Source organism: Capnocytophaga catalasegens (genome assembly GCF_026005215.1).
Classification (GTDB): domain Bacteria; phylum Bacteroidota; class Bacteroidia; order Flavobacteriales; family Flavobacteriaceae; genus Capnocytophaga; species Capnocytophaga catalasegens.
Genome location: NZ_BPMA01000014.1, coordinates 1 through 13148, shown reverse-complemented (window position 1 = coordinate 13148; position 13148 = coordinate 1). Strand labels below are relative to the sequence as shown.

The window sequence follows — 13148 nt, the reverse complement described above, 5'->3', positions numbered from 1 at the left end:
ATACTAATTTAAAGTAATGTTTAATAAGCTATTGTTGTGCTTGGTTTGATTTATATTACCTACCATATACAGAACACCTCCTATAACAACCAGAGCTATTTTTATAACCCAAGCAATCGTATCTCCCCATGAGTATATCCAAACCAATATTTTAGGAACTCTACCAAAAAAATCTAAAACTATGGCTAAAATTCCTATAATAACCATAAAACTTCCTATACTTTTCATATTTTTTTTCTAATTTATATACCAAAATATATATTTATTACCAACCTATTTATTTTTCTGTCCTGGTTGATTTTTCTTTATGATTTTTGTTAAGTTGTACTGATTTTTTCAGTTTTTTACTTAAATTCTATTATATGCAAAAGTTCAATCAACTATCAACCTAACCTAATTTCTGTATTTATATATCAGCAGTATTTCTCACTTTTACCTGATACAATACATTTGGTTTTGTACCAACATGTTCAAGCAAGTGATATGCTCTTTCATCTTGTACAAGTTTAGCAATCTCACTATTTTTTTCATTAACATCACCGAAAACCATAGCACCTGTACCACAAGCTGATGCACATGCACAGGCATCGTTAAATTCTCCTTCACGTACAGCTCTTCCTTCTCGTTTAGCTTTAAGAATAACTGCTTGTGTTGATTGAATACAGAACGAACATTTTTCCATAACTCCTCTGGAACGAACTACCACATCAGGATTGAGTACCATTTTACCCAAATCGTTATTCATATTATAGTCAAATTCGTTATTGTTACTATATACAAACCAATTAAAACGACGTACTTTGTATGGGCAGTTGTTAGCACAATAACGCGTTCCCACACATCTATTGTATGCCATATGGTTCTGTCCTTGTAAACCATGAGAAGTAGCTCCTACAGGGCAAACCGTTTCACAAGGTGCATTGTTACAATGCTGACACATAACAGGTTGAAAAGCCACTTGCGGATTTTCAGACGGATCTTCCATTTCACCGAAAGTAGTTAAAGCCGCTCCCAATCCGTTGATATTTTCTTTCTTATAAATATCTCCTGCAAAAGTATCTTCGGAAGAATAATAACGATCAATACGCAACCAATGCATATCTCTCGACTTACGAACTTCATTCTTACCTACTACTGGTACATTATTTTCAGCATGACAAGCAATAACACAAGCGCCACAACCTGTACAAGCATTTAAATCAATTGATAAATTGAAATGGTGTCCTGTAGTATGATCGAATTCTTCCCACAAAGAAACCGAAGATGCTTTTACATTTTGGTGATTTAAAGATACTTGCAGTTTAGGATTCCATATTTTTGCTGATTTATTTATAAAATCTTGCAAAGAGGTTTCTTTTAATATGTCTCCACGTCCCATAAGGGTATTATGCAACTGAATACAAGCATATTCGTGTACTCCCGAAGCCTTGGCAATAGTTACATTTTGAACATTTGAAAAATTATGATATAACGAATAGGCATTTACCCCAACCTGCATTTCTTTTTTCATTCCTATTTTTCTTCCATATCCAAAAGCCAATCCAAATGAACCTTGTGCTTGTCCTGGCTGAATAAATACAGGTACTTTGAGTTTTACTCCATTAGCAGTAATTTCTGCATAATCTCCGTCTAATGCTCCATTGGCAACATGCCAATTTTTGAAGCCTAATTTTTTAGCATCTGAAGCAGACATCGTTAAATAATTATCCCACGATACGCGAGATATTGGATCTGGAAATTCTTGTAACCAAGGATTATTGGCTTGTTGTCCATCTCCCATTCCAACTTTTGAATATAAAACAAGTTCATATCCTTGTGATGAAGTCATTGCCAACCGCGAAACCATTGCTTCAACTGAAAGCTCTTGCTCTATGGGTTGTAATATATTAGGTGTCACCATTGAGAAAAATCCATCATGAAGAGCTTTTTCCCAAGAGGCGCCCATCAATATAAATTCATTCCAATATTTTTTTAAATAATCATAATATTCACCTTTATCAAGCCATTTAATAAGAGCATCTTGTAGCTGACGAGTATTAAACAATGGGCGAATTGTAGGCTGTATTAACGCAAAATCACCTCTTCTTATTTCTACATCGCCCCACGACTCTAAATAGTGAGGAGTTGCAGCTGTATAGGTTGTTTTTGTCGAAGTTTCGTCTTCTTTCATTGAAAAAGCAACAGAAAAATCAACCTTTTTAAGTCCGTTTTCAAATTCAGAAGCGTTTGCTAATGAATATAAAGGATTTACATTGGAAGTAATTAGAACTCCTACCTTTCCAGCATTCATATCAGCAATGAGCTCCGATATCTGAGCTATATTTCCTTGTCTTACTTTAAGATATTGTTGTACATTGAATGCCTCAGAGTTTAATTTTTGATTGATTTCCAAAGCCAAACTTTGAGCATCAACATCTTGTATTCCTGTGAGAACTACGGCTTTTGTCCCCATTTTTTTAACTTGTTCTGCAGCTTTTTTCAAGGCTACTTCTACTTTATCAGGAAGCGAAGCATTAACAACTTGTCCGTTTAGCAAGCCGTAAAACTTAGCAAAAGCTACTTTCAATTGAGAAGGAGTAAGTGCCACGCGTTTGTCAGCATTAGCTCCTGAAAGTGTCATATTAGTCTCAAACTGAATATGTTTGGACATTCTTCCGTTCTTAGGAATTCGTTTTTTTGCATAACCTTCTTCGTACCCACCTCCTTGCCAATCACCAAGAAAATCTGCTCCGAAAGAAACAATCACATCTGTATTTTCCAAGTTATAATCTGCTAAAGCACGAACGCCATATTTCTTATTAAAAGCCTGCAAAGCTGTTTCCTCCGATATAGCATCATACTGAATGTGTTTTGCATTAGGATATTTCTCTGAAAAGTCTTTGATAAGTGCATATGTTGATGGACTTGCCAGAGTTGTTGTAAGCAAAATAATTTGTTTTCCAGAAGATTGAGCTATATCTAATGCTTTTAATATATCAGCATCTAAATTTTCCCAAGAAGTTTCTTGTCCTGCCTTTTTAGGGGCTTTCATTCGTAAATCATCATATAATGACAATACTGAAGCATGCACACGAGCATTGGCACATCCTCTAACAAGCGCCTCTCTATTATTTTCAATTTTGATAGGGCGTCCTTCACGAGTTTTTACCAAAACACTTGCAAAATCATATCCATCAGCAATAGTTGTTGCGTAAAAATCGGGAATACCTGGGCGAATTTGTTCAGGCAAAACTACATACGGAATAGCCTTTTTAACTGGTCCTTCGCAAGCTACAAGAGCTGCTGCTGCAGTAGTAAATCCGACATATTTCAAGAAATCTCGTCGTGTTGTTGATGAGTTTTCTAATTTTTCTTTATTTCCTAAAAATTCATCCGTAGGAATTTCGGATACAAATTCATTCTGTTTAAGTGTCTCTAATATAGAACTATCTTTTAGTTCCTCTACACTTCGCCAGTATCTTTTGTTTGACGCCATATTTTATCTAAAATTAGCTTTTATAAAGTTTAAAATAATTTTAATAATGACACTTACCACACTCTAATCCTCCTAACTGAGCAATCGTAAGTTTTTCTACTCCGTATTTTTTAGCAAGTTGTTGATGTATTTTCTCATAATTTTTATAATACGGATTATTATTATCTATTTCTGTTTTTCTGTGACAATTGATACACCAGCCCATAGTAAGTGGCGCTTGTTGCTGAACAACTTCCATCGTCTCTATAGGCCCATGACATTCTTGACAAGCCACTCCTGCTACGGTAACGTGTTGAGCGTGATTAAAATATACGTGATCAGGCAAATTATGGATACGTGTCCATTTAACAGGTTTTTGATGCCCTGTGTATTTTTGATTTTCTGCATCCCAACCTACTGCATCATATAATTTTTTAATTTCTCCATCATAAAACTCTTTAGTCAAACCTTTTTCTGGCTCAACCACTCCTTTGTATTCACTAATGGTTTTATGGCAATTCATACAAACATTTAAAGATGGAATACCTGCTGTTTTTGAAGTACGAGCAGCCGAGTGACAATATTTACAATCAATTTGATTATCTCCCGCGTGAATCTTATGGGAATAGTGAATTTCTTGAATTGGTTGATATCCCTGGTCTATTCCTACTTGCATTAAATAACCAAACAGTAAGTAAGTTGAAGCAAAAAACAAAACAGCAATAATTGAAGAAATGATAATTTTATTTTTTAAAAAGATATTCCAAAGAGGATAGTATTTATGATTTTTTAAAAATTCTTCTTTATTATTAGCTTTTGCTAAAGATGTAAGAGTTCGATTAGCTTTAATTACTACGAACACCAAAGCCAATAGTGTAATAATTGCAGCTATACATATTATTATTTTTGTGTAATGAAAAGGCTCAGGTTGTGAAGACGCCACCTCTTCTGTCTGTAAAGACTCTGTTGATACAACTTTTTCCTCAGGTGGATTGGTAGTAAAAGCAAGAATATCATTTATTTCTTCATCTGAGAGAATAGTTTCATAAGCAATCATAGGTACTTTGTTATACTCCTCAAAAACAGCAATTGCATCTTTATCTCCCGATTCGATGAGTTTGGCACTATTTTTAATCCATTTATGTAACCATTCGTTAGTTCTTCGTTCCTCTACTTTTCCCAAAGCCGGACCGATAGATTTAGCTTCCAACTTATGACAAGCTACACAATGTGTATTGAATATAGTTTTTCCTTTCTCGGGGTCGCCTTGTGCAAAAGACTCTAATGAGAATAAAAACAAAAAAAGTACACTAAAAATAATCGTAAAAAAAGTAGGATTTTTCACCTTTTTCATATGTAAAACAAGTTTAAAACTTACAAATATTGTTTTCACAAAAATCAACTAAAACGATTTACGGCACAAAGTTATAATTTCTTAATGAACTTAAAAAAAATAATTTACTTTTTTAAGTAATTTATATAAATTCTAAATAATTAAATTTTTCATATAATATTTCATCAAAATAATTTATATTTGCACAAAAATTTAGATTTCTTATGAAAACACCTTATTTTTTATTTATTTTTGCTTTGATGTCGAGTTGCAAATTATTCTCACAAGTTACAAATCTACCTATTGAATCGTATAAATATGCTCCAAATAGCATACTTATAGACGTACGTACTTCAAAAGAATACACACAAGGTCATATGGACAATGCCATAAATATTGATTTCTTGGCTACGAATTTTGAAGAAGAATTAAATAAATTGGACAAAAAAACACCCATTTATTTATATTGTAGAAGTGGAAAACGGAGTGCTATGGCGGTAAAAACAGCAAAAAAATTAGGATTTAAATATATTTTCCATCTAGATGGCGGATATTTAAAATTAAATCCTGTAAAATAATTTAAAAAAAATATTAGTTTTTTTCTATAAAACCCATTATTACCTGATTAAAACTTCTTTTTTCTTCGTCAAAAATAAAATAAGTTTCTATAGAAAGATAAAAAATAGAAGGTATTTCTTTATATAATCGTACGTAGTCTTTTTCGGTAGTTAGTATGCGTGATTCTTTTTGCAAAGAAGCTATTTCTTCTGGCGAAAAATGATGATGATCAGAGAAAGAAACTAATTTATATTCAGCTCCCAACCCTGTCAGATAATCTGTCAAGGGTTTGGGGTTAGCAATTCCTGTAATAAGTGTAAAAGGCTTTTGTATCCATTCTAATAAATCTTTTTGCTCTGTTTCTGAACAAATTTTTTCTGAATATTTTATACCTGTAAAATATACCGCTTGTCTATTCTTAGGTTTTATTCTATAAAGAATTTGTTTTTTATCTGCTTCACTTAATTGAGTTGGGCATTTGGTAACTATAATACAATCTGCTTGCGAAACTCTATGAATAATATCTCTCAAATTACCTGTTGGAAGCAAAAAATCATCTATATATAAATCATCATACGCTGTGAGCAGTAAAGAAAAACCTGCTCTTATTGCCCGATGTTGAAAAGCATCATCAAGTATAATTGTTTGTAATTCTGGATATTTTTGTAATAAATACTCAGTACCTCGTATGCGTTTTTCATCAACAGCAACAAGTATCTCGGGAAATTTTTTATGATACTGAAATGGTTCATCTCCTAATGTTCGAGCTGTACTTTGAGCATCAGCAATAATCAATCCTTTAGTTTTTCGTTTGTAGCCACGACTAAGAATTGCTATTTTGTACGAAGGTGTCAAAAGACGAATTAAATATTCGGTCATAGGTGTTTTCCCTGTCCCTCCTACACTAAGATTTCCAACGCAAATTATCGGAAAATCATATTTTTTTGATGAAAAAAAACCAATATCATACAACCAATGTCGTAGATATATCACCCCTGCATATACCAATGTAAAAGGTAAAAGCAAATACCGAATTATTTTCATTTTTTAAACCTTAGAAAAATATAGTCACAATCAAATAACCCATAATAAGTGTCACAATAGTTACCACAAAACCAGGTAGTTGGAATGAATGATTCAATACATATTTTCCAATACGTGTTGTTCCTGTTCTATCAAAATTGATAGCCGCAACCACTGTTGGATAATTGGGAATGAAGAAATATCCATTCACAGCAGGGAACATTGCTACCATCGTCATTGGAGGAATACCCAATGCAATGCCCAATGGATATAAAGTTCTCACCGTAGCTGCTTGACTAAATAATAAAATAGACATCACAAATAAAGCTACTGAAAACAAAAACGGATATTGCGTAACCAAGTTTTCAATACTCAATTTGAAAAATTCTATATTTCCTTGAAAGAATGTATCACCCATCCAAGCAATCCCAAAAATAGCTATGACGGCTTGCATCCCTGCCAAGAAAACACTTCCTTTTACAGCATTGCCAACATCAGCCTTTGAAAAAATAAAAATTAGTCCCGCTACAGTCATCATTACTATTTCGATTACTTCGGGCATGCCCAACTGGCTTCCATCAGTAAATACAGGACGAAGTGATGAAAAAGAACCAAAAATAACGATTGAAATAACTCCAAGCAAAAATATCCATACAGCTATTCGTGCTTTACGAAGATTTTTCCCTTCTATTTTTTTGGTTACTTCCGAATTATTCAACAAATTTTCTGCCAATCTACGTTGATATTCGGGGTCTTTTTCAAGAGGAATACCTACAAAGCTAACAGCAATAGCTCCAACAATTACTCCAATTAAAGTTGCAGGAATACATACCATCAGAATATCACTCAACTCCACACCATACGTCCCAAGCAAATCTTTACTTAGAAGTGCTGCCGTAGCTGCTGAAATAGGACTTGCCGTAATGGCTTGTTGTGAAGCAATTACTGAAATACTAAGCGGACGTTCTGGGCGAACCTTACTCTCTGTTGCTATTTCAGAAATAATGGGCAAAAGCGAATATGCAACGTGTCCCGTTCCTGAAAAGAATGTAAATGTATAACATACAATTGGTGCTAAAAATGTAATCATTGCCGGATTTTTTCTTAAAATCTTTTCGGCAACTTGTACCAAATATTCCAGTCCTCCTGCTGCTTGCAAGGCTGAAGCGGCGGTAATTACCGCTACAATCATTAACATTACATCAATGGGAGCATTCCCTGGTTTTAGTCCAAAAACTAAAACTAAAATAGCCAACCCCATCATACCAAAGATCCCCAATCCAATGCCTCCAATTCTTGCACCAATAAAGATAGCCAATAGTACTATCAATAATTGAATATAAATGTCCATTGCTATGAAATTTTTGACGAAGATACAAAATATTTTTCAAAAAAATAATTTTTATTAAAAACTTTAGCTACGGAAACGCAATGCGTTACTTTTCTACGTACAAACTAATACATAATCTGAGAAAAAATGCAAAAAATGTTATTTTAATTGAATTCTTCCCTTTGAGCAAAGTAAGATTTATTTTTTTGTCTTTTCAACGGGTAGCACACACTTTCCTCGGGTATCAATGTAGAATGATATGCCATTGAGTTCGGCAATCGCCTTTCCTTCTGAAAACTGCGTAACACTTTCATACTGACAAGGAATAACCTCTTTGCCCATTTCGTCAATGAAACCCCATTTGTCAAAAGCATCTTTCACTTCAAGCAACCCTTCAACAAAGGAATTGCCATATTCTTTGTAATTTTTGGTGTTAATACGCTGATTGAGTTTGTTCAATGAGCGTGTTTTGCGACTTGGTCTGTCTTCAATTACAAAAATATCAGAGGAAACAAAATGAAAATATTGGTTAGCACGTTCCACCAATTCTTTGCCTTGCATATCCACCAATGTATTATATCCGTCAATTTCGGCAATAGCAAAGTTATGTTCAATATAGCGAATATCATCGTATTTGAACGGAATAAGCTGTTCTCCCGAAGTTGAAATAACACCATATTTTTTATTTCTTACCACAATCAACGGGGTGTTTTCTTTCAATCCAGTTCCGGTATGAATCCAAGCATTGTCAATCAATACCATTATATTTCCATTGCTATCGGCAATTCCTTCTCCCTCTTCGGCAAACAAGGTATAATACATTTTTTCAGATTTATGGTTTTCGATATCTCTGTAATAATCAGGTTTAATATCTTTAAACTTACACGGAAGCACTTCCTTGCCTTGGGTATCAATCAATCCTTTTTTGCCGTCACGGTGAACGATAGCAACATTTGCATTTCCTTTGAAATCTTCAATTTTGTCATATGTAGCATTGGGAATCGGTTGATATTTTTTGTTGTAAAGAATGTGTTTGCCGTTTTTTAGCGTTTCGATAAAATCGTAATTATAGCTCAAATCGTCGTATTCGCATGGGATTAACTCCTTAGCTGTAACATAATTTAAAATGTCATCTTTGCCATTAATAGATACCCAAGCAAGGTCATCTTCTTCAAATTCTTCGGTATAAAATGAAGTATATTTGGGTGCAATTATTTCTTTTCCGTTTTTATCGACTACACCCCATTTGTCTTTTTTTACATTAAAAAATCCACTTTTGGGAAGAGGGTCAATATTTTCGTATTCAAAAGGTATTATGATCTCTCCTTGGAGATTGACTACACCCCATTTTTCGTCCAAACGAGCTATGGCAAATTCGTCTGACATCCAAAGAAAATCATACTTGAAGGGCAAAACGATTTTCCCTGTATTCATTTGAACTACACCCCATTGGTTGTTCATTTTCGCAATGAGGTAATTTTCATCAGGAAAATCAACCTTATCATAGATAAATCCTGAGATTTCCTTTCCGGTTCTGTTGTTTATGATGCCATACTTCCCTTTGTGCCCTACCACGGCTACATTTTTAAAAAGTTGTATCGATGCGGTTTCGCCTTCTTCGTAAAAACCTTCTTCATCAAGTTCTCCCATATCTTCATACCGAATACCGTTATACGTAGGAGCAATTACCTCTTTGCCTGTTCGGTCAATGATACCATATTTTCCTTCAAATGCCACTACGGCTAATTGTTTATCTGTTATCTCTTCAAAATAGATAGGAGAATCATAATTTGCTCTGGCTATGGTTTCTCCTTTTTTGTTTGCCAAGCCATATCTTCCTGCTGTTTTTACCCAAATTAAATCATTGTCGTCAAAATTACCTACTTCTTCAAACAAAAATGGCAATTTTTCATTACCTTTATGGTCGATGTAGCCCCATTTCCCCCATTTTTCAGCTTTTATGAATTTGTCTTCGGTATATGCCTCAATGCTTGTATACTTAGTATTGATAAGTGTTTCGCCCTTAGCATTGATGTATCCGTACAGACGATTATACAAGGAGCCTATCCTTACTTCCACTTTGGCAATATCTGTACCGCTTTGCCATTCTATGGATTCATATATAACAGGAATTACTTCTTTTCCATTAAAATCAACATATCCTTCTTTTTCGCCAGAGAGATGAAGCAAATCGCGCTTTGTATCAACTTCAACCGAATAATACTTACAAGGAACAAGTTCTTTACCTGCTTTGATACTGAAAACGCCTTCCATTTCATTTTCATTTTCATTGAACTGCGTAACGATAAATAATTGGTCATTTATTCGCCTAATATCTTCATACGCACACGGAATCACTTCCTTACCTTTGTGATTAATAAGTCCTTTTTTGCCCTTTTTTTGAACAGAAGCGAACCCATCTTCAAATAGCTCAATATTATCATACTGACGAATAGGTTCGGAACAACTCCCTATAAATAATAGTATAGAGATGATTAGCATTATTTTTTTCATTGAAATCATAATTGTATTTTTAAACTAATTTGAGATTTATTTATAGGGAAAACTACCAAAATTTTTCATCATTTTCTTCTTTGGCAGTAACGTTAGGCAAAATTTCACCTTTGTTGTTGATAAACATCCATTTACCTTTGGTTTTCACTTTCCCGATGCCATTCCAAAACCGTCGAGCCTCGTCATAAATACACGGAATTACTTCTTCGCCTTGCAAATTCATAAAACCCCATTTTTGTTTTTTTTGCACTGCCATTAGTCCTTCACTACTTATGTTTTTACTCACTTGGGTATAGTCTTTTTCAAACAAAATTTTCCCTTCTTCGTTCATAAAAAGTGTTTTTTTCGTTTGATTATCAAGAATGATAACACTATTTTCAGTAAAATTATGAATATCAGCATTTTCAAATTGAAGCAATTGTTTGCCATCTCCATCAAACCAAAGGAGTTTGCCATTTTCGTGTTTTGCCAAGATGTAAGAATAAAAAGTATCATACCATTCATATTTACACGGAATAATATGTCCTTTTGTTAGGTTATAAACACCTGCTTTGCCTTCATAATCTCGATAGATGACATTGCCAGCTTTATGACCAATATAATCATATTCCAGAGGTAGATGCATTTTTCCATTGCCATCATACAATCCATAAGCTCCTCCGTGATTTATGACTTTGAATGCTTTTAGGTCATAGTCATAATTGATAATGCGATATTTACACGGAACGATTTCTTTACCATTTTTGTCCATAACCCCTGTAAAACCGCCCTTATCAACGATTAAATAAGTATGAAAAAAACGATAATCAGCATTATCATATACTCCTATGGAAATCGGCTCATATTTTTTAGAATAAAAATCAACTGAGTTTTTTTCTCCGCCCTTCTTTTCCCTGACTTCGCCCACAATTAAGTAAGGAATATCATCTGTATCAAGAATTCTATAATATTTGCAAGGAAGTAACTCTTTTCCTATAACATAATCATAAATACCTTCGAGCTCTTCATTGCCTTTTGTTACTAAAACCGTGTTATCCTTATCTCGGTCATAAACATTTTCAAAAGCTATCGGTACGGTAATTTTGCCTTGTGCGTTTATCACCCCTTTTTTGTTGTTTTGTGTTACTATAAAGTGTTTGTCATCAAGTTGTTGCACATTATCATAAGTAGCGAATACGTTATTTTTTTGTTTTGCTTTTTTACTATCATTAAAAGGCTTTACTGTGTATTTATTATCGAAATCAATCACATATTTTTCACCGTTTTTAGTAAAAATATATTCCGAGCCTTCTTCAAAAGTATCATACTCATAAGGGATTAATATTTTTTCTTCTAAAAGACTGACCATTCCCCATTTCCCATTTTTTTTGGCAATTATCCAATCTTCGTCAAATGCTACTGCTTCATCAAAAGAATATTCAATTTCTTTATTATCTGCATTAAACTTGTGGAGAACGTATTTTCCGTCCTTTCGAACCACATCAATGGTATAAATTTGATAAACAACTTCATCCCATTTAAAATCAGTAAGTTGTGTACCGTTCACATCAAAAATACCATATTTTCCTTGGCTATTTTTTGCAACTACTCGGTAATGTTCATTATAGAGCTTATCTTCATAGATAGGTGGGATAACTTCCTTACCCTCTTCAATATAGCCATATTTGCCGTCTTTTTGACACCAACCTGAAAGATATGAATATTCCAAAGACATATCAGCAAGATCGTCGTATTTTATCGGGACACGTTCATTATTCTCGGTATCAATATAGCCGTAAAGTCCATTTTTTTGCACTTTCAAAAGAGATGGAATTTTTTCAATTTTTGAAGGCAATTCGGTGTAAATAGGAGGGATTTTTTCGTTACCATTTTTATCAATATATCCATAGTAATAAATACCGTTTTCTCTATCAAAAATGGTAACACGTATATAGCCATTGTCGTCCAATACACCAATGTCGGTATATTTTTCAGGTACAATAACCTTACCTTCGTAGTCATAAACCATATCATAGTCGCTCCGCACCACAATCCAGCCATTGTCGTAAAAATCAATGTCATCAGCCGTAGAGGAAAGAATTTTTTCGCCCGTTTTTAAGTTAAAAATCTCGGTGATTTCTTCGTTTTTGTTGTTCATTTTTATGGCAGTACAAAAGCCTTTTGCTTCCCAAATTTTTTTGATAGAAATATATTCACAAGGTAGTATTACATTGCCCAATGAATCAATTATCCCTGTAAAATTATCTCGAAAAACAGGAGCATAACCAGAATAAAAATCGCCAATAGCATCATATGAATATTCCTCTTGCTTTGTTTTGCACGAGAATACTCCTAAAAGTAAAATAAGAAGTGTTAGTTTTTTATACATCGTGTTGATGTTGTCGTAATAAAAACCCTTGATAGCATTGGAAATAAAAGATAAATATAATTTTTCTCTTGCAAAAGATTGAGATTGTTTTGAATTGAAAATCATAATAGTTTTGGCAATTGAGTCAATTTTATTTAAAATTTAAAGCAAAGGTATTGAAAAAAAGTTGAAAAAATAAAAAAGTGTATCAAATTTATTTTTTCAATGTTTGTTACAAAAAACTTCTATTTTTGATTTATTTCTACGAAAAACAGAAATATTTATACAATTATTATCTATCAAAAGTAAAATATATCAGATTAACAATAGCAATTAATTTTATAATTATACAAAATTTCATCTATTTTTTTATAGATAAAATTTGTAAAATCAATTTCCAATTATATTTTTATCCAAATTATTACAATAGATGGGGACTTACTCTCTAAATTTTTCTGAATTAGTGAAGCAATCGACCAAAAGAATACACACCATTAAAAACCAAAAAAGTCTGATTTGTTTGAATCAGCCTCTTTACATAAAGAAGGTGGCGACTTGAGTTCTGCGAATTGCGTCGCACTTATGAATA

The 13148-nt window shown here is 33.3% G+C and carries 8 protein-coding genes; 1 reads left to right on the top strand and 7 read right to left on the bottom strand.

Translation table 11 applies throughout. The annotated features are described in order from the left end of the window. Nucleotides 1–3: 3 nt before the first annotated feature. The 3 genes from OO775_RS03685 to OO775_RS03675 all read right to left on the bottom strand — a co-directional run bounded on the left by OO775_RS03685 (nucleotide 4) and on the right by OO775_RS03675 (nucleotide 4808). Nucleotides 4–228, bottom strand: a complete 225-nt coding sequence (locus OO775_RS03685) for a hypothetical protein (protein ID WP_264845662.1) — start codon at nucleotides 226–228, stop codon at nucleotides 4–6. Between the two features lie 178 nt (nucleotides 229–406). Further along, entirely contained in the window at nucleotides 407–3475 is a 3069-nt protein-coding gene (locus OO775_RS03680) for a TAT-variant-translocated molybdopterin oxidoreductase (protein WP_264845661.1), read from the bottom strand. Nucleotides 3476–3515: 40 nt separating this feature from the next. After that, nucleotides 3516–4808 (bottom strand): c-type cytochrome, encoded by a 1293-nt coding sequence (locus OO775_RS03675; RefSeq protein ID WP_264845660.1) that lies wholly within the window; start codon nucleotides 4806–4808, stop codon nucleotides 3516–3518. A gap of 203 nt (nucleotides 4809–5011) precedes the next feature. Here OO775_RS03675 and OO775_RS03670 point away from each other — a divergent pair, with 203 nt between their 5' ends. Next, the gene (locus tag OO775_RS03670; RefSeq protein WP_264845659.1) at nucleotides 5012–5365 is read left to right on the top strand and encodes a rhodanese-like domain-containing protein; all 354 of its coding nucleotides are present in this window, start codon (nucleotides 5012–5014) and stop codon (nucleotides 5363–5365) included. Between the two features lie 13 nt (nucleotides 5366–5378). Here OO775_RS03670 and lpxK read toward each other — a convergent pair whose 3' ends face one another. The 4 genes from lpxK to OO775_RS03650 form a co-directional block, all read right to left on the bottom strand. After that, nucleotides 5379–6389 carry a tetraacyldisaccharide 4'-kinase gene (lpxK, locus tag OO775_RS03665; RefSeq protein WP_264845658.1) on the bottom strand — a complete coding sequence of 337 codons (1011 nt, stop codon included), beginning with the start codon at nucleotides 6387–6389 and terminating at the stop codon, nucleotides 5379–5381. Nucleotides 6390–6399: 10 nt separating this feature from the next. Then, complete coding sequence (locus OO775_RS03660; RefSeq protein WP_264845657.1) at nucleotides 6400–7719, bottom strand: anaerobic C4-dicarboxylate transporter family protein; 1320 nt, start codon at nucleotides 7717–7719, stop codon at nucleotides 6400–6402. A 177-nt stretch (nucleotides 7720–7896) separates the two neighbouring features. Then, nucleotides 7897–10212 (bottom strand): WG repeat-containing protein, encoded by a 2316-nt coding sequence (locus OO775_RS03655; RefSeq protein ID WP_264845656.1) that lies wholly within the window; start codon nucleotides 10210–10212, stop codon nucleotides 7897–7899. 52 nt (nucleotides 10213–10264) lie between these two features. Beyond that, nucleotides 10265–12685: a WG repeat-containing protein gene (locus OO775_RS03650; protein WP_264845655.1), complete on the bottom strand. Its 2421-nt coding sequence runs from the start codon at nucleotides 12683–12685 to the stop codon at nucleotides 10265–10267. Nucleotides 12686–13148: the final 463 nt, after the last annotated feature.

What these genes read in the sequence shown, in the direction of transcription:
- OO775_RS03685 (WP_264845662.1), bottom strand. Translation starts at nt 228, where the DNA reads ATGAAAAGTATAGGAAGTTTTATGGTTATTATAGGAATTTTAGCCATA.
- OO775_RS03680 (WP_264845661.1), bottom strand. Translation starts at nt 3,475, where the DNA reads ATGGCGTCAAACAAAAGATACTGGCGAAGTGTAGAGGAACTAAAAGAT.
- OO775_RS03675 (WP_264845660.1), bottom strand. Translation starts at nt 4,808, where the DNA reads ATGAAAAAGGTGAAAAATCCTACTTTTTTTACGATTATTTTTAGTGTA.
- OO775_RS03670 (WP_264845659.1), top strand. Translation starts at nt 5,012, where the DNA reads ATGAAAACACCTTATTTTTTATTTATTTTTGCTTTGATGTCGAGTTGC.
- lpxK (WP_264845658.1), bottom strand. Translation starts at nt 6,389, where the DNA reads ATGAAAATAATTCGGTATTTGCTTTTACCTTTTACATTGGTATATGCA.
- OO775_RS03660 (WP_264845657.1), bottom strand. Translation starts at nt 7,719, where the DNA reads ATGGACATTTATATTCAATTATTGATAGTACTATTGGCTATCTTTATT.
- OO775_RS03655 (WP_264845656.1), bottom strand. Translation starts at nt 10,212, where the DNA reads ATGAAAAAAATAATGCTAATCATCTCTATACTATTATTTATAGGGAGT.
- OO775_RS03650 (WP_264845655.1), bottom strand. Translation starts at nt 12,685, where the DNA reads ATGATTTTCAATTCAAAACAATCTCAATCTTTTGCAAGAGAAAAATTA.